Consider the following 20,525-nt stretch of genomic DNA (forward strand, 5'->3'; position numbering starts at 1 on the left):
GAGGAGCGGCATGTCCACGAGCTCGATCCAGTCCGTCACCAACCAGCCTCTCACCGAGGTCGACCCGGAGGTCGCGGCGGCCATCGCCGACGAGCTCGGACGCCAGCGCGGCACCCTCGAGATGATCGCCTCCGAGAACTTCGCCCCGCGCGCGGTGCTCGAGGCGCAGGGCTCGGTGCTGACGAACAAGTACGCCGAGGGCTACCCCGGCCGCCGCTACTACGGCGGCTGCGAGCACGTCGACGTCGTCGAGAACCTCGCCCGTGACCGCGCCACCGCGCTGTTCGGCGCCGAGCACGCCAACGTCCAGCCGCACTCAGGCGCCCAGGCGAACACCGCCGTGATGCAGGCCCTGATGCAGCCCGGCGACAAGCTCATGGGACTGTCCCTGGCCCACGGCGGCCACCTCACCCACGGCATGAAGCTCAACGTCTCCGGCAAGCTCTACGAGATCGCCGCCTACGAGGTCGACCCCGACAGCTACACGATCGACATGGACAGGGTCCGGGAGCAGGCTCTCGCCGAGCGGCCGCAGACCATCGTGGCCGGCTGGTCCGCCTACCCGCGCGAGCTCGACTTCGAGGCCTTCCGCTCCATCGCCGACGAGGTCGGCGCCAAGCTGTGGGTGGACATGGCCCACTTCGCCGGGCTCGTGGCCGCGGGCCTGCACGCCAACCCGGTCCCGCACTCCCACGTGGTGACCTCCACCGTGCACAAGACCCTCGCCGGTCCCCGCTCCGGGGTGATCCTCACCACCGGTGAGCTCAAGAAGAAGATCGACTCCGCCGTCTTCCCGGGCCAGCAGGGCGGCCCGCTGATGCACGCCATCGCGGGCAAGGCCGTGGCCTTCAAGATCGCCGCCACCGAGGAGTTCCGCGCGCGCCAGGAGCGCACCGTCGAGGGCGCCCGGATCCTGGCCGAGCGGCTCACCGCCGCCGACGTCGCCGAGGCCGGGGTCTCCGTCCTGACCGGCGGCACCGACGTGCACCTGGTGCTGGTGGACCTGCGCAACTCGCAGCTCGACGGCAAGCAGGCCGAGGACCTCCTGCACGAGGCCGGGATCACCGTCAACCGCAACGCCGTGCCGTGGGACCCGCGCCCGCCGATGGTCACCTCCGGGCTGCGGATCGGCACTCCCGCCCTCGCCACCCGCGGCTTCGGCGCCCCCGAGTTCGAGGAGGTCGCCGAGATCATCGCGACCGCGCTCAAGCCCGGCGCGGACGTCGCCGCCTTGCGCGCGCGCGTGGACAAGCTCGCCACCGACTTCCCGCTCTACGACGGCCTCGAGGAGTGGTGAGCGTGGGCGCGCGCACCCTCGACGGGCGGGCCGCCTCCGCGGCCATCAAGGTTGAGCTCGCCCAGCGCGTGGCCGCGCTGGCGGAGCAGGGCGTCACCCCGGGCCTCGGCACGGTGCTCGTGGGCGACGACCCCGCGTCCCACTCCTACGTGGGCGGCAAGCACAAGGACTGCGCCGAGGTCGGGATCTCCTCGATCCGCCGCGAGCTGCCCGCCGACGTCTCCCAGGAGGACCTCGAAGCGGTCATCGACGAGCTCAACGCCGACCCGGCCTGCACCGGGTACATCGTCCAGCTGCCGCTGCCCGGCCACCTGGACACCAACGCGATCCTCGAGCGCGTCGACCCGGACAAGGACGCCGATGGGCTGCACCCGACCAACCTCGGCCGGCTCGTGCTCAACGTCTCCGACCCGATGGCCTCCCCGCTGCCCTGCACGCCCAACGGCATCGTGGAGCTGCTGCGCCGCCACGACGTGGACCTCGCCGGCCGGCACGTGCTCGTCGTCGGCCGCGGTGTGACCGTCGGGCGGCCCATGGGGCTGATCCTGACCCGCCGGGAGATCAACGCGACGGTCACCCTCGCCCACACCGGCACGAAGGACCTCGACGCGCTGCTGGCCCAGGCCGACGTCGTGGTGGCCGCCGCCGGGCGCCCGCACATGATCGGCGCGGACGCCCTCAAGGACGGGGTCGTGCTGCTGGACGTGGGGGTCTCCCGCGTGGAGGACCCGGAGACGGGGAAGAAGCGGCTCACCGGCGACATCGACCCGGCGGCCGCCGAGAAGGCCTCCTGGATCTCGCCGAACCCCGGCGGCGTCGGCCCCATGACCCGGGCCATGCTGCTGCTCAACGTCGTGGAGGCCGCCGAGCGGCACGCCGGCGCCCGCTGAGCACCGGCCCCCGGCACAGGCCCCGGCGCCGGGAACGAGCGGTCGTTCCCGGCGCCGGGCCCGTTCCGGGCGGACCCCCGGCGCCGGGAACCGGGCCTGCCGGGGCCGCCCGGTTCGTGGCCGGGCCGGGGATTTGAGACAATGGTGACCATGCGCTCCATCGGATCCTCCGCCACGTCCAGCCCGTCCGCCCCCGGGACCGGCAGCCGCACGAGCCTCTGGGGCACGGTCATCGGCCTGGCCGTGCTCGTGGTGATCTTCGTGGTGGCGCTGCTGCAGGCCGCGAACGCCAACTCGTGGCTCGGCTGGGCGCTCGCGGGCATCGCGCTCGGGTGGCTGCTGCTCGCCACGTGGGTGGTGCTCATGGTCCGCAAGGCCGCCCGCTTCGGCCGCCGGCAGGTCGAGGAGGCCCAGGAGCAGCTGCGGACCGGCTCCGGCCGCGCCCCCGCCGCCGCGCAGTCCGGCGCCACCCGCTCCATGCGGGACGAGAAGCTCTCCCACAGCTTCCAGATCGTCCTCGTCCAGTCCAAGGTGATCAAGCAGGAGCTCGCCGGGCTGCCGGCCGAGGGCGTGGACCGCGAGGCCCTGGACCGGGCCCTCGACACGATCGACATCACCGCCGGCAACGGGATGAGCATGCTCCGCCAGGAGCCGCTCAGCGGCACCGTCGTCGACTGACCCGCGGCCCGACCGTACCGTCATCCCCCCGATCGCCCCCACCGTCCCGAAGGCCAGGTGCCCCTGCATGTCCCGCTCCGAGAACGTCCTGCGCGTCGCCACCGTCAACGTCAACGGCATCCGCGCCGCCTACAAGCGCGGCATGGCCGACTGGCTCGCCGGGCGCGACGTCGACATCCTGTGCCTGCAGGAGGTCCGGGCGCCCGACCGGGTCGTCCGGGAGCTGCTCGACGAGCAGACCTGGGACGTCCACCACGCCGAGGCGGCGGACAAGGGCCGGGCCGGCGTGGCGGTCGCGACCCGCCGCGACGCCCGCGCCGGGACGCTGCTGCCGGTGGCCCGGCGGGACTCCATCGGCCACGAGCACTTCGCGGCCTCGGGGCGGTGGGTCGAGACCGACCACGCCCTCGCCGACGGCAGCACGCTCACCGTGGTCTCGGCCTACGTGCACTCCGGCGAGGTCGGCACCGTGCGCCAGGACGACAAGTACCGGTTCCTCGACGTCATGACCGAGCGGCTGCCGGAGCTGGCCCGCACGCGGGAGCACGTCCTCGTGGTGGGCGACCTCAACGTGGGGCACACCGAGCTCGACATCAAGAACTGGAAGGGCAACGTCAAGAACGCCGGGTTCCTGCCCGAGGAGCGGGCCTACTTCGACCGCTTCTTCGGTGAGCAGGGGTACAAGGACGTCGCCCGGGAGCTGGCCGGACCCGTCCCCGGCCCGTACACGTGGTGGTCCTACCGCGGCAAGGCCTTCGACACCGACGCCGGGTGGCGCATCGACTACCACATGGCCACCCCGGGGCTGGCGGCCGCCGCCGTCTCCGCCGTGGTCGACCGCGCCCCCAGCTACGACACCCGCTTCTCCGACCACGCGCCCGTGGTGGTCGACTACCAGCTCTGACCCGCTCCGCCCCGCACTCCCGCGCCCACCCGGCGCCGGCCCGACCGAAGGACCCCACACCGTGACCGCTGACCCCGCGCCGTTCGACGTCCGTTCCGCCTCCGGCAGGCCCCGTGTCGTGTCGGGGGTGCAACCCTCGGCGGACTCGCTGCACCTGGGCAACTACGTGGGCGCGGTGCGCAACTGGGTGGACATGCAGGACGACAACGAGTGCGTGTTCTTCGTCGCGGACCTGCACGCGGTGACCACGGACCAGGACCCCGCGACGCTGGCCCAGCGCACCCGCGTCACGGCCGCCCAGTACATCGCGGCGGGCATCGACCCGGAGCGCTCCACGCTGCTCGTGCAGTCCCACGTCCCCGAGCACGCCCAGCTGGCGTGGGCGCTGAACTGCATCACCGGCTTCGGGGAGGCCTCCCGGATGACCCAGTTCAAGGACAAGTCCGCCAAGCAGGGCGCCGAGAACGCCACCGTGGGACTGTTCGCCTACCCCGTGCTGATGGCCGCGGACATCCTGATCTACCAGGCGCACCAGGTCCCGGTCGGCGAGGACCAGCGCCAGCACCTCGAGCTGACCCGCAACCTGGCCCAGCGCTTCAACGCCCGGTACGGCGACACCTTCGTGGTCCCGGAGGCCAAGATCCTCGCGGAGTCGGCGAAGGTCTACGACCTGCAGAGCCCCACGGCCAAGATGTCCAAGTCCGCGGCCGCGGAGAGCGGGCTCCTCCGGCTGCTGGACCCGGCGAAGCAGAACGCCAAGAAGATCAAGTCCGCCGTCACCGACGACGGCACCGAGATCCGCTTCGACCGCGAGGCCAAGCCCGGGATCTCGAACCTGCTCACCATCTACTCCGCGCTGACGGCCCGCCCGGTGGACGAGATCGTCGCGGAGTACGAGGGCCGGATGTACGGGCACCTCAAGGTCGGTCTGGCGGAGGTGGTCACCGAGACGCTCGAGCCCATCCGCACCCGTGCCCTCGAGCTGCTGGACGACCCCGCCGAGCTGGACCGCATCCTGGCCCGCGGCGCCGAGAAGGGCCGGGAGCTCAGTGTGGCGACCCTGGCGTCGGTCTACGACCGGATGGGCTTCCTGAGCCGGGCCGGAGGGCTGGGCTAGGCTGGGTCCCGTCCTGTGAGGAGTTGACGTGATCCCAACGCACCAGTCTCCGACCATCCGCCCCGGCCAGGTCTACGCGGGCGTGGTCATCGAGCTGCCCGAGCCCGTGGGCCTGGAGCTGCAGGACTGGCGCGCGTCCTTCGGGGACCCGGCCTCCTACGCCGTGCCGGCGCACATCACCTTGATGATCGCCCCGCAGGCGGCGCACTGGGGCGAGGTCGTCGAGCGGGTGCGGTCCGTGGCCCGGCACTGGCGGCCGTTCCGCCTGGAGATCAACGGCACGGGCACGTTCCGTCCGGTGAGCCCGGTGGTCTACCTCCGCGTCCTCGAGGGCGCGCAGCAGTGCCGCGCCCTGCACGAGGCCCTGCACGAGGAGCAGCTGGTCTCCGCGTCCCCGTTCGAGTTCCACCCGCACGTCACCATCGCCCAGGCCGTGGGGGAGGACGACCTCGACCGCGCCCAGCAGGCGCTGCGGACCTACCGCGCCGGCTTCCTCGTGGACCGGATCGGCCTCTACGAGCTCGACGGCCGCGGCGTCTGGCGGATCCGCGAGGAGTTCCCCTTCACCGGGACCGACCGCGGCGGGCGCTGAGCCCCCGCCATGAGCACCAGCACGGGGCCCCGGCCCGGCCCGGCACCGGAGATGCCGCCCCGGGCGGTCGACCGGCACGGGCTGCGCCGGGAGGCGCTGCGCCAGGAGGCGCTGCTGCGCGAGCGGCGGGCCGCGGGCGCCGGCCCCCTGGCGCTGGCCGGGTCGGCGCTGGTGGTGGTGCTCTCGCGGTTCTTCACGCGTCTGCCGGTGCGGGTGGTGATGCACTACCTCTTCCACGGTGGCCCGCTCATGGCGGCCGGGCTGTCCTTCGTGCTGATCTTCGCCTCCACGTCCCTGCTGGTCGTGGGCTTCTCCGCGATCGGCATCTTCCTCGGCAACGACCCCGCGGTCCGGGACGCCGTGGTGCGGGCGGTCACCGAGCGGGTGCCCGGCCTGCTCAACACGGGCGACGGGGGAGTGGTGCCGCTGGCGCTGCTGGAGGACGCCCGGCCCTTCACCCTGGCCACGGTCATCGGCACCGCCGTCCTGTTCTTCGCCGGCTGGCGCTGGGTCTCCGGGGTGCGCCTGGCGTTCCGCCGGATCTTCGAGGTGCCGCCGGCGCAGGGCGTGCCGGTCGCGGCGGTGCCGCGCGACCTGCTGGGCCTGCTGGTGCTGGGGGTGCTGCTGGCCCTGTCGGTGGTGGCCAACAGCGCCGCGTCGGGGCTCCTGGGCTTCCTGCTGGACACCGCCGGCGAGCTGGGCTGGGGCCGGCAGCCCGAGTGGCTGCGCACTGGGCTGACGTGGGCGCTGAGCACCCTCCTCGTCGTGGTCCTGGACGCCCTGTTCGCCCTCGAGCTCGTGCGCGGCGTCGCGGGACTGCGGCTGACCCGCCGCGCCCTGCTCACCACCGTGCTCGCCGCCGCGGTCGGCAACTTCGCCCTGCGCTACGTGGGCGGCACGGTGATCTCCGGGTTCACCGCCAACCCCTACCTGCTGTCCGTGGCCCTGGTGGTGGGGGTGCTCGTGTGGTTCTACCTGTTCAGCCAGGTCCTGCTGTTCTCCGCCGCGCTCGGGGCGATCGTGCAGGCGGACCAGCACAGCGGCCGGGTGCACCCTGCGGGGGAGGCCGTGGCCGTCACCGTGCTGCCGATGAGCTCGGTGCCCGGCCCCGCCCGCTGACCTTTCCGTGGTCCGTGCCCGGTGGGCCGAGGCGTCGCCCGCAGGCGGCACGGAGGTGCCCACGGTGGGGGCTCCGCGTCGACGACGGCGGCCCGCCCCGTCGCCGGGGCGGGCCGCCGTTCGGGGCCGTCGGGACGCTCACATGGAGCGGCTGAGGATGGCGTTCTTGACCTCGGAGATGGCCTTGGTGACCTGGATGCCGCGGGGGCAGGCCTCGGTGCAGTTGAAGGTCGTGCGGCAGCGCCACACGCCCTCCTTGTCGTTGAGGATCTCCAGGCGCAGGTCCCCGGCGTCGTCGCGGGAGTCGAAGATGAACCGGTGCGCGTTGACGATGGCGGCCGGACCGAAGTACTGGCCGTCGGTCCAGAACACCGGGCAGGAGGACGTGCACGCGGCGCAGAGGATGCACTTGGTGGTGTCGTCGAAGCGCGCGCGGTCCTCCTGGGACTGGTAGCGCTCCATGGTCGGCTCGTTGCCGCCGGCCACGAGGAAGGGCATGATCTCGCGGTAGGACTGGAAGAACGGCTCCATGTCCACGATCAGGTCCTTCTCGCACGGCAGGCCCTTGATGGGCTCCACGGTGACGGGCTTGGACAGGTCCAGGTCCTTGAGCAGCACCTTGCAGGCGAGGCGGTTCTGGCCGTTGATGCGCATGGCGTCGGAGCCGCACACGCCGTGGGCGCAGGAGCGGCGGAAGGACAGCGAGCCGTCGATCTCCCACTTGACCTTGTGCAGGGCGTCCAGCACCCGGTCGGTGCCGTACATGGTGAGCTTGAACTCGTCCCAGCGCACCTCGTCGGACAGCTCGGGGTTGTAGCGGCGGACCCGCATGGTGAGGTCGAACGTGGGGATCTCCTGGTTGCCCTGCTGCTCCTCGGGCAGGTCCACCTGCGAGGCGGGCTCACCGCCCTCGGCGTTCTCGGCGGCGGGGTCCACGGCCGGGGCCTCGGCCTCGTTGCGCTCGTCGACGGATCCGGCGTCCGCATCGGTCTTGTAGCCCGCGCGGTCGTCCTGGTCGTGGCCCGGCGCGTGGCCGTGCTCGGGAGCCCGGTCCTGCGGGTCGTCGTTGCGCCCGTCCTCGGGTCGGTCGGGAGTGTGTGCGGTGGACATCAGTACTTACGCTCCATGGGCTCGTAGCGGGTGAAGATGACGGGCTTCGTCTCCTGCCGGATGCCCCCGGTGGGGGAGGAGGGGTCGAGGTAGACCATCGAGTGCTTCATGAAGTTCTCGTCGTCGCGCTCCGGGAAGTCCTCCCGGAAGTGGCCGCCGCGGGACTCGTTGCGGTGCAGCGCCGCGACCGTCATGACCTTGGCCAGTTGCAGCAGGAAGCCGAGCTCCACGGCCTCGAGCAGGTCCAGGTTGAAGCGCCTGCCCTTGTCCTGGATCGAGATGTTCGCGTAGCGGGCCTCGAGGGCGGCGATGTCGTCCAGCGCCGTCTGCAGGGTCTCCGCGGTGCGGAACACCTGGACGTTGAGGTCCATGGTGTCCTGCAGGTCCTTGCGGATCGCGGCGACCTTCTCGGTGCCGGTGCCGTTGCGGGCGTTGTCGAGCAGCGCCTCGGTGCTCTCCAGGGCGGTGTCCGGGACGGGCACGAACTCGGCCTGCTGGGCGTACTCGGCCGCGTAGATCCCGGCCCGCTTGCCGAACACGTTGATGTCCAGCAGCGAGTTGGTGCCCAGGCGGTTGGAGCCGTGCACGGACACGCAGGCCACCTCGCCGGCGGCGTACAGGCCCGGGACCACGGTCTCGTTGTCCTGCAGCACCTCGGCCTTGATGTTGGTCGGGATCCCGCCCATCGCGTAGTGGCACGTGGGGAACACCGGGACCGGCTCGGTGTAGGGCTCCACGCCCAGGTAGGTCCGGGCGAACTCCGTGATGTCGGGCAGCTTCGCGTCGATGTGCGCCGGCTCCAGGTGGGTGAGGTCGAGCAGGACGTAGTCCTTGTTGGGCCCGGCCCCACGGCCCTCGCGCACCTCGTTGGCCATCGAGCGGGCCACGATGTCGCGGGGGGCGAGGTCCTTGATGGTGGGGGCGTAGCGCTCCATGAACCGCTCGCCGTCGGCGTTGCGCAGGATCCCGCCCTCGCCGCGGGCGGCCTCGGAGACCAGGATGCCCAGGCCGGCCAGGCCGGTCGGGTGGAACTGGATGAACTCCATGTCCTCCAGCGGCAGGCCGTTGCGGAACGCGATGGCCATGCCGTCGCCGGTGAGGGTGTGCGCGTTGGAGGTGGTCTTGTAGACCTTGCCCGCCCCGCCGGAGGCGAAGACCACGGACTTCGCCTGGAAGACGTGCAGCTCGCCGGTGGCCAGCTCGTAGGAGACCACGCCCGCCACGCGCCGCTGACCGTCGACCTCGGTCATCACCAGGTCCAGGACGTAGTACTCGTTGAAGAACTCCACGTTGTGCTTGATGCAGTTCTGGTACAGCGTCTGGAGGATCATGTGCCCGGTGCGGTCCGCGGCGTAGCAGGCCCGGCGCACGGGGGCCTTGCCGTGGTCGCGGGTGTGGCCGCCGAAGCGGCGCTGGTCGATCTTGCCCTCGGGGGTGCGGTTGAAGGGCAGCCCCATCTTCTCCAGGTCCAGGACCGCGTCGATGGCCTCCTTGGCCATGACCTCCGCGGCGTCCTGGTCTACGAGGTAGTCACCACCCTTGATGGTGTCGAACGTGTGCCACTCCCAGTTGTCCTCCTCCACGTTGGCGAGTGCTGCGCACATGCCGCCCTGCGCCGCGCCGGTGTGGGAGCGGGTGGGGTACAGCTTGGTCAGTACGGCAGTACGAGAGCGCTGGCCGGCCTCGATCGCGGCGCGCATACCGGCACCACCGGCACCGATGATGACCACGTCGTACTTGTGAACCTGCATACCGGTTGTTCTTTCTGTTGGGTGTTCAGGAGGTGTTCTGGGGTCCGGTCGCCTGCGGCCGGACGGCGCGGACGGCCCGCCGGGGAGCGGGCCGTCCGCGCGAGAGGTCTCAGCCCGCGGTGCAGAAGGAGGCCAGCAGGGCCGGGTCCGCGCCGGCGGGGCAGGGCTCGAAGGTGAAGATCACCAGGGTGCCCAGCAGGATGACGAAGGCGGAGGTGGTGAAGAGGAAGACCTTCAGCCAGAACCGGGTGCGGTCCTTCTCGGCGTAGTCGTCGATGATCACGCGCAGGCCGTTGGTGCCGTGCAGCATCGCGAGCCACAGCAGGAGCATGTCGAAGACCTGCCAGAACGGGCTGGCCCACTTGCCGGCCACGAACGCGAAGTCCACGGCCTCGACCCCGCCCTCGGGGGAGACGAGGTTGACCCACAGGTGGACGAAGACCAGCACGAGCAGGACCACGCCGGAGAAGCGCATGAACAGCCACGCGAACATCTCGAAGTTGTTGCGACGGGAGGAGGAGCGGTTGTACTTGACGCCGTTGACCTCGAGGTCCTTGCTCCGGGGGACCGAGATGCTTGCCTTGAGCGGAGTGCTCATTGTTTAACCCCCGAAGATGGAGAGGTGGAAGATGTTGGACAGGTGCCGGACCAGGAACGGGACCATCACCACGAGCCAGAGCACGAGGACGCCCCAGAGCATCTGCTTCTGGTAGCGGGTGCCCTGCGACCAGAAGTCCACGAGGATGATGCGCAGGCCGTTGAAGGCGTGGTAGACGATGGCCGCCACGAGGCCGGCCTCGCCGAGGCCCATGACCGGGTTCTTGTAGGTCTCCATGACCGCGTTGTAGGCCTCGGGCGAGACCCGCACGAGCGCGGTGTCCAGGACGTGGACCAGAAGAAAGAAGAAGATGGCCACGCCGGTGATGCGGTGGGCGACCCAGGACCACTGGCCATGGGCCTGGCCGCGGTACAAGGTGCCCTTGGATGTCTTCGCCACTGAAAAACCTCCCTGAGTCGCTCGCCGTCGTGCGCTCTTGAAAACCGGGAATTCGCACTGCGCACGACGTGAGCGGAGCCCTCCGGCTCTGTGTCGGATGTTGCGCGAGTTCCTTTCCACGATACCAGCACGGACGCCGTTTACTGACAGCCTGTCCCCCGCCAGGACACGGATCTCGCCGTGGGCGGACGTCGTTTTCCGCGCCGCCCGTCCCGGCGTCGTATGGTGATCCGTGTGACCTCTCCCCTCGAGCACTTCCACCCCTTCATCCCGGCCGGAGGGGTCGGCTCCCGGCTCTGGCCGCTGTCCCGGGCCGACGCCCCGAAGTTCCTGCTCGACCTCACCGGATCCGGCTCGTCGCTGCTGCGGGCCACCTACGACCGGCTGGCCGGGCTCAGCGGCGGCCGCGTGATGGTCGTCACCGGACGCACCCACGCCCCCGCGGTCTGCCGGCAGCTGCCGGAGCTGTCCCCGGGGGACCTCGTGCTCGAGCCGTCCCCCAAGGACTCGGCGGCGGCCATCGGCCTCGCCTGCATGCTGATCGCCCGGCAGGACCCGGACGCGATCGTCGGCTCCTTCGCGGCCGACCACGTGATCGAGCCCGCCGAGGCGTTCCAGGACGTGGTCCGGGAGGCGGTGGCGGCGGCGGCCTCGGGCCGGATCGTGACCATCGGCATCCCGCCGAGCTCCCCGGCCACCGGCTTCGGCTACATCCGCGCCGGCACGCAGCTGGGCCTCGAGGGCGCCCCGCACGCCCTGCAGGTCGAGCAGTTCGTGGAGAAGCCGGACGAGGCCACCGCGCGCGCCTACGTGCACAGCGGCAACTACACGTGGAACGCCGGCATGTTCGTGGCCCCCGCCTCGCTGATGCTGCGCCACCTCGCCGCCAGCGAGCCCGCGCTGCACGCCGGGCTGGCCGAGATCGCCGACGCGTGGGGCACGCCCGCGCAGGACGAGGTGGTCGACCGGGTCTGGCCGGGTCTGCCGAAGACCGCCATCGACTACGCCGTGGCCGAGCCCGCGGCCGCGGCCGGGGACGTCGCGATGGTGCCCGCGACCTTCACCTGGGACGACGTGGGCGACTTCGCCGCGATCAGCAGGCTCAACCACGTCGACCCGCAGGGGGACCCGCACGTGACCGTGCTAGGCGACAACAGCCGGGTGCTCGCCGACAGCTCCACGGGCATCGTCGTCTCCGACACGGGCCGGATGATCGCGCTGATCGGCGTGGAGGACATCGTCGTCGTCGACACCCCCGACGCGCTGCTGGTGACCACGCAGGAGCACGCCCAGCGGGTCAAGGACGCGGTGGCCTCGCTCAAGCAGAGCGGCAACACGGACGTGCTGTGAGCGTCCCGGGCCGCGCGCGGCCCGGAGTACCCTGGACAGATGCCTGACGCGCCATCTCCCGCCGCGGCCCTGGAGGCCGGCCTCCCGCCGGCCATCGGCCCCCTCCTCAAGCGGTTCCTGCCGGACCTGATCGCCTTCCGGCGCGACCTGCACCGGCACCCGGAGCTGTCCTACCAGGAGTTCCGCACCACCGACCGGATCGTCGCCGCCCTGGAGAACATGGGCCTGAGCCCCGTGCGGCTCACCGACACCGGCTGCTACGTGGACATCGGCCACGGGCCGCTGGCCGTGGGCCTGCGCGCGGACATCGACGCGCTGCCCATCCAGGAGGCCACGGGCCTGGACTACTCCTCCGTCAACGACGGCGTGGCCCACTCCTGCGGCCACGACATCCACGCGACCGTGATGGTGGGCGTGGCCAAGGTGCTCGCGGACCTGCACCGCACCGCGCACATCGCCGGCACCGTACGGATCGTCTTCCAGCCCGCCGAGGAGCAGCTGCCCGGCGGCGCGCTCACGGTGATCCGCCAGGGCGCGCTGGAGGGCGTGCCGCGCATGTTCGCGCTGCACTGCGAGCCCAAGGTCGACGTGGGGCAGGTCGGGACCCGGATCGGGGCGATCACCTCCGCCTCGGACACCGTGCGGATCGAGTTCACCGGCCGCGGCGGGCACACCTCCCGCCCGCACCTGACGCAGGACCTCGTCTACGCGATGGCCCAGATCGCCGTCAACGTCCCCGCCGTGCTCTCCCGGCGGATCGACGTCCGCTCCGGGGTCGCGGTGGTCTGGGGGCAGATGCACGCCGGTGTGGCGCCCAACGCCATCCCCGCCACCGGGTTCATGTCCGGGACCATGCGCTGCCTCGACGCCGACGCCTGGCACCGGGCCGGCAGGCTGCTCGACGAGGTCGTGCACCAGGTCGCGGCGCCCTACGGGGTCGACGTGGAGCTGGAGCACATCCGCGGCGTGCCTCCCGTGGTCAACGGGGAGACCGAGACCACCATCATCGAGAACGCCGCCCGCGCGGAGCTCGGCGAGGACGCCGTGGTCCTGGTGCACCAGTCGATGGGCGGGGAGGACTTCGCGTGGTTCCTCCAGGAGGTCCCCGGGGCGATGATGCGCCTGGGCACCCGGACCCGGGGCGGGCACACCTACGACCTGCACCAGTCGGACTACGTGGCCGACGAGGCGGCCATCGGCTGCGGCGTCCAGGTCATGGCCAACACCGCCCTGCGGGCCATCCGGCTGCGCTCCCGGGAGACGCGCCCCGACGTCACGACGAATTAACGCCAGCCTCCGTCCACCGCGCCTACCCGTGGGTAGAATGACACCACGTCACGCCACACCGCGTGGACGGGACCCGCTGCCCGCGGCCGGGTCACGCCTGTCTCCTGGAGGAACCATGACCTTCTCGCCCCGGACGTCCCGAGGACCCCGCCCGCTCTCCGCCGCCGCGCTGCTCGGCGTCTCCGCCCTGGTCCTCGCCGGCTGCGGGGCCGCGCCCGAGGAGGGCGGTGAGGCGCAGGAGCAGGCCAGCGACTTCACCGGCTGCATCGTCTCGGACTCCGGGGGCTTCCAGGACCGCTCGTTCAACCAGAACTCCTACGAGGGCCTGCAGGCCGCGCAGGAGTCCATGGGCATCGAGATCCAGCAGGCGGAGTCCCAGGCCGAGACGGACTTCGTGCCCAACCTCAACTCCATGGTCCAGCAGGGCTGCGACCTGACCGTCGCCGTGGGCTTCCTCCTCGCCGACGCGACCCGTGAGGCCGCCGAGGCCAACCCGGAGTCGAACTTCGCGATCGTGGACGACGCCTCGATCGAGCTCGACAACGTCAAGCCGCTGGTCTACAACACCGCCGAGGCCGCGTTCCTCGCCGGCTACGTCGCGGCCGGCACCACCCAGACCGGCAAGGTCGCGGCCTACGGCGGCATGGACATCCCCACCGTGACGGTGTTCATGGACGGCTTCGCCGACGGCGTCGCCCACTACAACGAGACCAAGGGCGAGAACGTCGAGCTGCTGGGCTGGAACAAGGACGCCCAGGACGGCACCTTCGTCAACAGCTTCACCGACACCTCCGCGGCGAAGACCACCACGCAGAACTTCATCAACGAGGGCGCGGACATCATCATGCCCGTGGCGGGCCAGGCGGCGCTGGGCACCCTCGACGCCGTGGTCGCCGCCAACGACGGCGGCGACGAGGTCCGCTTCGTGTGGGTCGACGCCGACGGCTACGAGACGCTGGACCAGGGCCAGCAGTACCAGCTCACCTCCGTGCTCAAGCAGATGAGCACCTCCGTGCAGGACGTCGTCGAGAACTCGGCGGAGGGCGAGTTCAGCAACGAGCCCTACATCGGCACCCTCGAGAACGGCGGAGTGGGCATCGCGCCCTACCACGACCAGGAGGAGGCCGTGGGCGAGGAGCTCGCCGCCGAGGTCGAGCAGCTCCAGCAGGACATCATCGACGGCACCGTCACCGTCGAGTCCGAGAACTCGCCGCAGGCCTGATCCCGGACGTCGGCGACCACCGCACCCACCGCCGCCAGCACGGCTCCCCGGCCGCAGCTGGCGGCGGTGGCGTGCCCGCCCGGGGCCGCGCACGGCCCAGGAGGAGGACCACCATGAAGCTCGAGCTGCAGTCCATCACCAAGCGGTTCGGTGCCTTCGCGGCCAACGAGGACATCGACCTCGTCGTCGAGCCCGGGCAGATCCACTGCCTGCTCGGGGAGAACGGGGCCGGCAAGTCGACCCTGATGAACGTCCTGTACGGGCTCTACCGGCCCACCGCGGGGCGGATCCTCGTGGACGGCACCGAGGTGTCCTTCAAGGGCCCCGGCGACGCCATGGCCGCCGGCATCGGCATGGTGCACCAGCACTTCATGCTCGTGCCCGTGTTCACGGTCGCCGAGAACGTCGCCCTGGGGGCGGAGAGCACGAAGGGCGCGGCCCTGGACCTGGAGACCACCCGCCGCCGGATCCGGGAGATCTCCGACCGCTACGGCTTCCACGTGGACCCGGACGCCGTCGTGGAGGACCTGCCCGTGGGCGTCCAGCAGCGCGTCGAGATCATCAAGGCCCTCGTGCGGGAGGCCCAGGTGCTGATCCTCGACGAGCCCACCGCCGTGCTCACCCCGCGCGAGACCGACGAGCTGCTCGAGATCATGCGCCAGCTGCGCGGCTCGGGGCGCTCGATCCTGTTCATCTCGCACAAGCTGCGCGAGGTCAAGGAGATCTCCGACGTGATCACCGTGGTCCGCCGCGGCCGCGTGGTAGGGCAGACCTCCCCGGAGGCCTCGACCTCCGAGCTCGCCGCGCTGATGGTGGGCCGCGACGTCTCCCTCACGGTGGCCAAGGGGCAGGCCGAACCGGGGGAGCGCGCCCTCGAGGTCAGCGGTCTCACCGTGGTCGGCGACAACGGCGTGAAGCTGCTCGACGACGTCAGCTTCGACGTGGCCCGCGGGGAGATCCTCGCGGTGGCCGGTGTGCAGGGCAACGGCCAGACCGAGCTCGCCGAGGCGATCCTGGGCCTGCGGGAGCGGGCCACCGGCTCGATCCGGCTGGGCGGCGCGGAGCTGCTGGGCCGGTCGGTGCGCCAGGTGCTGGAGTCCGGCGTGGGGTTCGTCCCCGAGGACCGCTCCACGGACGGGCTCGTGGGGCCCTTCACCGTGGCCGAGAACCTGGTCCTGGACCTCTACGGCGACGACCGCTTCTCCCACGGGCCCTCCCTGCGCCTGGGCGAGATCCAGACCAACGCCCGCCGCGCCGTCGAGGAGTTCGACGTGCGCACCCCGTCGGTGGACGCCCCGGTGCAGACGCTCTCCGGCGGCAACCAGCAGAAGGTCGTGATCGCCCGGGAGCTGTCCCGGCCCCTCGAGCTCTTCCTCGCCTCCCAGCCCACCCGCGGGGTGGACGTCGGGTCGATCGAGTTCATCCACGAGCAGATCGTCGCCGAGCGGGACAAGGGCGTGCCCGTGCTCATCGTCTCCACCGAGCTCGACGAGGTCTACGCGCTCGCGGACCGCATCGCCGTGTTCTTCCACGGCCGCATCATGGGCATCGTCGGCCCCGACACCCCGCGGGACGTCCTGGGCCAGATGATGGCCGGGGCCACCGCCGAGGAGGCCCGCGCCTCCGCCGCCCCGCACACCGCCCCGCACACGAAGGAGCAGGCATGAGCGCCACCGGAGCGGCCCCCGCGGTCGCCGAGCAGCAGAGCGTGCCGCCGCCCACGGCCACCACCCCCGACGCCCCGCGGCGCACCTGGCTGGGCTCGGCGCTGCAGTCGGTGCTCGCGATCGTCGCGGCCCTGGTGCTGGGCGGGCTGCTGATCGCCGTGACCGACGAGCGCGTCGCCGACGCCGCGGGCTACTTCTTCGCCCGCCCCGGGGACACCCTCGCCGCGATGTGGGCCGCGGCGTCCTCCGCCTACGAGGCCATGTTCTACGGCGCCGTCTACAACCCCAGCGGCACGACCTTCGCCCAGCGGATCTACCCGCTCACCGAGACCCTCACCGTGGCCACCCCGCTGATCCTCGCCGGTCTCGGCGTGGCCGTGGCCTTCCGGGCGGGGCTGTTCAACATCGGCGCCCAGGGCCAGCTGCTGATCGGTGCGGCCCTCGCCGCGTGGGTGGGCTTCGCCTGGCAGCTGCCGGTGGGCGTGCACCTGCTCGCCGTGGTCCTCGCCGGCGCCCTGGGCGGGGCCCTGTGGGGCGGGATCGTCGGGCTGCTCAAGGCCCGCACCGGCGCCCACGAGGTGATCCTCACGATCATGCTCAACTACATCGCGCTGAACCTGGTCGCCTACCTGCTGACCCGGCCCGCGTTCCTGCGCCCCGGCTCCTCGAACCCGATCAGCCCGCAGGTCGCCGAGACCGCGATGTTCCCGCGGCTGCTGGGGGAGCAGTTCCGCCTGCACTGGGGCTTCGTGCTCGCGGTCCTCGCCACGGTGTTCGTGGCGTGGCTGCTCCACCGCTCCACGGTGGGCTTCGAGCTGCGCGCCGTGGGCGCCAACCCGCGCGCGGCCCGCACCGCCGGCATCTCCGTCACGCGCGGCTACGTCGTCGTCATGCTGCTCGCGGGCGCACTGGCCGGCCTCGCGGGCGTCGCGCAGATCGCCGGCACCGAGCGGGCGCTGACCTCCGGGATCGCCGCGTCCTTCGGCTTCGACGCGATCACGGTGGCCCTGCTGGGCCGGTCCAGGCCGTGGGGGACCTTCTTCGCAGGCCTTCTCTACGGCGCCTTCCGCGCCGGGGGCGTCACGATGCAGTCGATGACCGGCACGAACATCGACATCGTGCTGGTCGTCCAGTCGCTGATCGTGCTGTTCATCGCCCTGCCGCCGCTGCTGAGGACCGGCCAGGACCGGGTCCGCCGCCGGCGCGGACGGGGCACCACCACCATCGCCACCGAGGGGGCCCGGGCATGAGCTCGCAGGAACCGACACCGCAGCCCGAGAGCGCCCCGTGGGCCGGCGGCAGCACCGCCACCACCGCCGCTGACACCGCCACCGCGCCGGCCGAGGCCGAGCTGTCCACGGCGGCGGCCAACGAGGTCGTGGGCGTGACCAGCTGGCGCACTCCCGTGGTCCTGGCCCTGCTGAGCGCCGTGGCCCTCGTCCTGTTCGCGCTCAACGCCCCGGACACCCGGGTCGCCTTCCGCGTCTCCGAGGACGGCGACCTCTTCCGCGTGCCGGACCTCGCGGTCAACGGCGTGGTGTGGGGCTGGCTCACCGTGGTCGTGCTCCTCGCCCTGACGGCCCTGGCCTTCGTGCGCGCCCGGGCCCGGGCGCAGCTGCCGCGCTGGGCGGTGCTGGTGTTCGGCTTCTTCTTCGTCAGCGGCTTCCTCGTGTGGGTCGTGGGCAGCTCGCGCACCCCGGACGTGTCCCTCTCGGGCCTGCTGGCCGGGTCCGTGGCCCTGGCCATCCCGCTGATCTTCGGCTCCCTGGGCGGACTGCTGTGCGAGCGCTCCGGGGTCGTGAACATCGCGATCGAGGGCCAGCTGCTGTTCGGCGCCTTCTCCGCGGCCGTGGCCGGGTCCCTGTCCGGCAGCGCCTGGGTGGGTCTGCTGGCCGCCGTGGTCGGCGCGGCCCTGGTCTCCCTGGTCCTCGCCGTCTTCTCGATCACCTACAAGGTCAACCAGGTGATCGTGGGCGTGGTGCTCAACGTGCTGGTCTCCGGGCTGACCGGCTTCCTCTTCGCCACGGTCCTGGAGACCAACGCGAGCGTGTTCAACTCCCCGCCGCGGCTGCCGCGCTTCGCCGTGCCCGTGCTCTCCGAGATCCCCGTGGTCGGCCCCATCCTCTTCGACCAGTCCGTGATCGGGTACCTGATGTACGTGGCGGTGGCCGTGGTGTGGTTCGCCCTCTACCGCACCCGCTGGGGACTGCGCACCCGCGCGGTGGGCGAGCACCCCAAGGCCGCGGACACCCTGGGCGTGAAGGTCAACGCGCTGCGCTTCCGCAACGTGCTGCTCGGCGGTATGGTCGCCGGTGTCGGCGGGGCGTTCTACACCCTGGTCTCCGTCTCCGCGTTCACCCGGGACATGACCTCCGGTGCGGGGTACATCGCCCTGGCCGCGCTGATCTTCGGCCGGTGGAACCCCATCGGGGCGCTGCTCGCGTCGCTGCTGTTCGGCTTCGCGTCCAACCTCCAGTCGATCCTGTCCTTCCTGGGCACCCCGGTGCCCAGCCAGTTCCTGGCGATGCTCCCGTACGTCGTGACGATCCTGGCGGTGGCCGGGCTCGTCGGCGCCTCCCGCGCCCCGGCGGCCTCGGGCCAGCCCTACACCAAGGAGTGAGCCCATCGTGACCGAGCACCAGCCCCCGGCGGGGACCGCAGCCGAGCACGGCGCCCCGGAGGACGCCGTGGACTGGGCGCGTCTGCTCGCGGCCGCCGTCGCCGCCCGCGAGCACGCCTACGTCCCGTACTCGCGCTTCCCCGTGGGCGCGGCCGCCCTGACCGAGGACGGGCGGGTGGTCTCCGGGTGCAACGTGGAGAACGCCTCCTACGGTCTGACGCTGTGCGCGGAGTGCTCCCTGGTCTCGGCCCTGCACATGTCCGGCGGCGGCCGGCTCGCCGCCTTCGTCTGCGTGGACGCCGGCGGCGACGTCCTGATGCCCTGCGGGCGCTGCCGTCAGCTGCTGTACGAGCACCGCGCGCCCGGTCTGCGGCTGCTCACCGTCTCCGGGGTGCGGACCATGGCCGAGGTCCTGCCCGACGCCTTCGGCCCCGAGCACCTCTGACGGGTCGCGGGCGCCTCCGACGAGTCCTCCGGCGGCCCTCCGCCGCCGCACCGCACCTCCTCCCGAAAGGACCCCTCATGACCGAGCAGTTCGACGCCATCGATGTCATCCGCACCAAGCGCGACGGCGAGGCGCTCTCGCCCGCACAGATCGCGTGGGTGGTGGACGCCTACACCCGCGGGGCCGTGGCGGAGGAGCAGATGAGCGCGCTGGCCATGGCGATCTTCCTGCGCGGCATGGACCGGGACGAGATCGCGGGCTGGACCCGGGCGATGATCGCCTCGGGGGAGCGGATGGACTTCTCGCAGCTCGTGCGCTCCGGGGCCCGCTCGGCGACCAGCGACAAGCACTCGACCGGCGGGGTGGGGGACAAGATCACGCTGCCGCTGGCCCCGCTCGTGGCGGTCTACGGGGTGGCCGTCCCGCAGCTGTCGGGCCGCGGGCTCGGCCACACCGGCGGCACCCTGGACAAGCTCGAGTCGATCCCCGGGTGGCGCGCCGCGCTGACCAACGCGGAGATGATGGACCAGCTGCGCGACGTCGGCGCCGTGATCTGCGCCGCCGGCTCCGGCCTGGCCCCGGCCGACAAGAAGCTCTACGCGCTGCGTGACGTCACCGGCACGGTGGAGTCCATCCCGCTGATCGCGTCCTCCATCATGTCCAAGAAGATCGCCGAGGGCACCCAGTCCCTGGTGCTCGACGTCAAGGTCGGCTCCGGCGCGTTCATGAAGGACCTCGCGTCCGCCCGCGAGCTGGCCCGCACCATGGTGGACCTCGGCACGGACGCCGGCGTCACGACCACCGCGCTGCTCACCGACATGTCCACGCCACTGGGCCTGGCGGTCGGCAACGCCGTGGAGGTCCAGGAGTCCGTGGACGTGCTCGCCGGGGGAGGCCCGGCCGACGTCGTGGAGCTCACCGTGGCGCTCGCCGCGGAGATGCTCGCCGCCTCCGGGATCCCCGACGCCGACCCCGCGGAGGCCCTGCGGGACGGCCGGGCGATGGACGTGTGGCGGGCGATGATCTCCGCCCAGGGCGGGGACCCCGACGCCCCGCTGCCGCAGGCCCGGGAGTCCGAGACCGTCACGGCCGAGGCCGACGGGGTGCTCACGGAGCTCGACGCCTACAAGGTCGGGCTGGCCTCATGGCGCCTCGGCGCGGGCCGGGCCCGCCGGGAGGACCCGGTCCAGGCCGGGGCCGGAGTCCTGCTGCACGCCAAGCCGGGCGACCCCGTCCGGGCGGGCCAGCCGCTGCTGACGCTGCGCACCGACACCCCCGAGCGCTTCGCCCGGGCCCGGGAGGCCCTCGAGGGCGCCGCCGTGGTCCTGCCCTCGGCCCCGGAGGACCGTGCGGCCCGCGGGGTGGTCCTCGAGACCGTGCGCTGAGACCGCCGGGAGGGGGCCCGCGGGCGCGCCTATACTGCGGAGAGAACCAGCGCGAAACGAGAACCGAGGGCGTGCGCACACGCTCAGAAGGGTG

The 20,525-nt window shown here is 72.0% G+C and carries 19 protein-coding genes; 15 read left to right on the forward strand and 4 right to left on the reverse strand.

All coding sequences use genetic code 11. The annotated features are described in order from the left end of the window. Positions 1-10: 10 nt before the first annotated feature. The 7 genes from glyA (at position 11) to PU704_RS11690 (ending at position 6,597) form a co-directional block, all read left to right on the forward strand. Entirely contained in the window at positions 11-1,297 is a 1,287-nt protein-coding gene (gene glyA / locus PU704_RS11660) for a serine hydroxymethyltransferase (RefSeq protein ID WP_277551477.1), read from the forward strand. A gap of 2 nt (positions 1,298-1,299) precedes the next feature. After that, entirely contained in the window at positions 1,300-2,187 is an 888-nt protein-coding gene (locus tag PU704_RS11665) for a bifunctional methylenetetrahydrofolate dehydrogenase/methenyltetrahydrofolate cyclohydrolase (RefSeq protein WP_277551478.1), read from the forward strand. Between the two features lie 150 nt (positions 2,188-2,337). Continuing rightward, positions 2,338-2,865, forward strand: coding sequence for a fatty acid desaturase family protein (locus tag PU704_RS11670; protein WP_047805004.1), 528 nt, complete (start codon positions 2,338-2,340; stop codon positions 2,863-2,865). A 67-nt stretch (positions 2,866-2,932) separates the two neighbouring features. Further along, a complete protein-coding gene (locus PU704_RS11675) occupies positions 2,933-3,769 on the forward strand; it encodes an exodeoxyribonuclease III (RefSeq protein WP_277551479.1) in 837 nt (278 codons plus the stop codon). 61 nt (positions 3,770-3,830) lie between these two features. Continuing rightward, entirely contained in the window at positions 3,831-4,886 is a 1,056-nt protein-coding gene (gene trpS, locus PU704_RS11680; protein WP_047805006.1) for a tryptophan--tRNA ligase, read from the forward strand. 28 nt (positions 4,887-4,914) lie between these two features. Continuing rightward, positions 4,915-5,478: a 2'-5' RNA ligase family protein gene (locus tag PU704_RS11685; RefSeq protein ID WP_277551480.1), complete on the forward strand. Its 564-nt coding sequence runs from the start codon at positions 4,915-4,917 to the stop codon at positions 5,476-5,478. A 9-nt stretch (positions 5,479-5,487) separates the two neighbouring features. Continuing rightward, positions 5,488-6,597 carry a YihY/virulence factor BrkB family protein gene (locus tag PU704_RS11690; RefSeq protein WP_277551481.1) on the forward strand — a complete coding sequence of 370 codons (1,110 nt, stop codon included), beginning with the start codon at positions 5,488-5,490 and terminating at the stop codon, positions 6,595-6,597. A 138-nt stretch (positions 6,598-6,735) separates the two neighbouring features. Here PU704_RS11690 and PU704_RS11695 read toward each other — a convergent pair whose 3' ends face one another. The 4 genes from PU704_RS11695 to sdhC all read right to left on the reverse strand — a co-directional run bounded on the left by PU704_RS11695 (position 6,736) and on the right by sdhC (position 10,455). Then, complete coding sequence (locus PU704_RS11695; RefSeq protein WP_238986060.1) at positions 6,736-7,707, reverse strand: succinate dehydrogenase iron-sulfur subunit; 972 nt, start codon at positions 7,705-7,707, stop codon at positions 6,736-6,738. Then, positions 7,707-9,458, reverse strand: coding sequence for a succinate dehydrogenase flavoprotein subunit (gene sdhA / locus PU704_RS11700; RefSeq protein ID WP_047804022.1), 1,752 nt, complete (start codon positions 9,456-9,458; stop codon positions 7,707-7,709). The genes PU704_RS11695 and sdhA overlap by 1 nt, the downstream gene beginning before the upstream one ends. Positions 9,459-9,567: 109 nt before the next feature. Further along, positions 9,568-10,056: a succinate dehydrogenase hydrophobic membrane anchor subunit gene (locus PU704_RS11705; RefSeq protein ID WP_075872831.1), complete on the reverse strand. Its 489-nt coding sequence runs from the start codon at positions 10,054-10,056 to the stop codon at positions 9,568-9,570. A gap of 3 nt (positions 10,057-10,059) precedes the next feature. Next, complete coding sequence (gene sdhC / locus PU704_RS11710) at positions 10,060-10,455, reverse strand: succinate dehydrogenase, cytochrome b556 subunit (RefSeq protein WP_047804024.1); 396 nt, start codon at positions 10,453-10,455, stop codon at positions 10,060-10,062. Between the two features lie 222 nt (positions 10,456-10,677). Between sdhC and PU704_RS11715 the strand changes: the two genes are divergently transcribed. The 8 genes from PU704_RS11715 to PU704_RS11750 all read left to right on the forward strand — a co-directional run bounded on the left by PU704_RS11715 (position 10,678) and on the right by PU704_RS11750 (position 20,431). Further along, the gene (locus PU704_RS11715) at positions 10,678-11,805 is read left to right on the forward strand and encodes a mannose-1-phosphate guanylyltransferase (protein ID WP_277551482.1); all 1,128 of its coding nucleotides are present in this window, start codon (positions 10,678-10,680) and stop codon (positions 11,803-11,805) included. Positions 11,806-11,844: 39 nt separating this feature from the next. Then, positions 11,845-13,092, forward strand: coding sequence for an amidohydrolase (locus PU704_RS11720; RefSeq protein WP_047804026.1), 1,248 nt, complete (start codon positions 11,845-11,847; stop codon positions 13,090-13,092). 115 nt (positions 13,093-13,207) lie between these two features. Further along, a complete protein-coding gene (locus tag PU704_RS11725; protein WP_075872828.1) occupies positions 13,208-14,314 on the forward strand; it encodes a BMP family lipoprotein in 1,107 nt (368 codons plus the stop codon). Between the two features lie 113 nt (positions 14,315-14,427). Continuing rightward, the gene (locus tag PU704_RS11730) at positions 14,428-15,981 is read left to right on the forward strand and encodes an ABC transporter ATP-binding protein (protein ID WP_277551484.1); all 1,554 of its coding nucleotides are present in this window, start codon (positions 14,428-14,430) and stop codon (positions 15,979-15,981) included. Then, a complete protein-coding gene (locus PU704_RS11735; protein ID WP_075872826.1) occupies positions 15,978-17,231 on the forward strand; it encodes an ABC transporter permease in 1,254 nt (417 codons plus the stop codon). Before PU704_RS11730 ends, PU704_RS11735 begins: the two co-directional genes overlap by 4 nt. Further along, complete coding sequence (locus tag PU704_RS11740; protein WP_277551485.1) at positions 17,228-18,601, forward strand: ABC transporter permease; 1,374 nt, start codon at positions 17,228-17,230, stop codon at positions 18,599-18,601. The genes PU704_RS11735 and PU704_RS11740 overlap by 4 nt, the downstream gene beginning before the upstream one ends. 7 nt (positions 18,602-18,608) lie before the next feature. Continuing rightward, positions 18,609-19,046, forward strand: coding sequence for a cytidine deaminase (locus PU704_RS11745; RefSeq protein WP_369821431.1), 438 nt, complete (start codon positions 18,609-18,611; stop codon positions 19,044-19,046). A 77-nt stretch (positions 19,047-19,123) separates the two neighbouring features. After that, the gene (locus tag PU704_RS11750) at positions 19,124-20,431 is read left to right on the forward strand and encodes a thymidine phosphorylase (protein WP_277551486.1); all 1,308 of its coding nucleotides are present in this window, start codon (positions 19,124-19,126) and stop codon (positions 20,429-20,431) included. Positions 20,432-20,525: the final 94 nt, after the last annotated feature.

Source organism: Kocuria oceani, assembly GCF_029524215.1.
GTDB classification, from domain to species: domain Bacteria; phylum Actinomycetota; class Actinomycetes; order Actinomycetales; family Micrococcaceae; genus Kocuria; species Kocuria oceani.

Excerpts from the sequence above, each read along its gene's own strand:
- PU704_RS11670 (WP_047805004.1), top strand. The coding sequence starts at position 2,338 with ATGCGCTCCATCGGATCCTCCGCCACGTCCAGCCCGTCCGCCCCCGGG.
- PU704_RS11740 (WP_277551485.1), top strand. The coding sequence starts at position 17,228 with ATGAGCTCGCAGGAACCGACACCGCAGCCCGAGAGCGCCCCGTGGGCC.
- PU704_RS11720 (WP_047804026.1), top strand. The coding sequence starts at position 11,845 with ATGCCTGACGCGCCATCTCCCGCCGCGGCCCTGGAGGCCGGCCTCCCG.
- PU704_RS11730 (WP_277551484.1), top strand. The coding sequence starts at position 14,428 with ATGAAGCTCGAGCTGCAGTCCATCACCAAGCGGTTCGGTGCCTTCGCG.
- PU704_RS11675 (WP_277551479.1), top strand. The coding sequence starts at position 2,933 with ATGTCCCGCTCCGAGAACGTCCTGCGCGTCGCCACCGTCAACGTCAAC.
- PU704_RS11725 (WP_075872828.1), top strand. The coding sequence starts at position 13,208 with ATGACCTTCTCGCCCCGGACGTCCCGAGGACCCCGCCCGCTCTCCGCC.
- PU704_RS11750 (WP_277551486.1), top strand. The coding sequence starts at position 19,124 with ATGACCGAGCAGTTCGACGCCATCGATGTCATCCGCACCAAGCGCGAC.
- PU704_RS11705 (WP_075872831.1), bottom strand. The coding sequence starts at position 10,056 with ATGAGCACTCCGCTCAAGGCAAGCATCTCGGTCCCCCGGAGCAAGGAC.
- sdhA (WP_047804022.1), bottom strand. The coding sequence starts at position 9,458 with ATGCAGGTTCACAAGTACGACGTGGTCATCATCGGTGCCGGTGGTGCC.
- PU704_RS11735 (WP_075872826.1), top strand. The coding sequence starts at position 15,978 with ATGAGCGCCACCGGAGCGGCCCCCGCGGTCGCCGAGCAGCAGAGCGTG.
- PU704_RS11695 (WP_238986060.1), bottom strand. The coding sequence starts at position 7,707 with ATGTCCACCGCACACACTCCCGACCGACCCGAGGACGGGCGCAACGAC.
- PU704_RS11715 (WP_277551482.1), top strand. The coding sequence starts at position 10,678 with ATGGTGATCCGTGTGACCTCTCCCCTCGAGCACTTCCACCCCTTCATC.
- PU704_RS11690 (WP_277551481.1), top strand. The coding sequence starts at position 5,488 with ATGAGCACCAGCACGGGGCCCCGGCCCGGCCCGGCACCGGAGATGCCG.
- glyA (WP_277551477.1), top strand. The coding sequence starts at position 11 with ATGTCCACGAGCTCGATCCAGTCCGTCACCAACCAGCCTCTCACCGAG.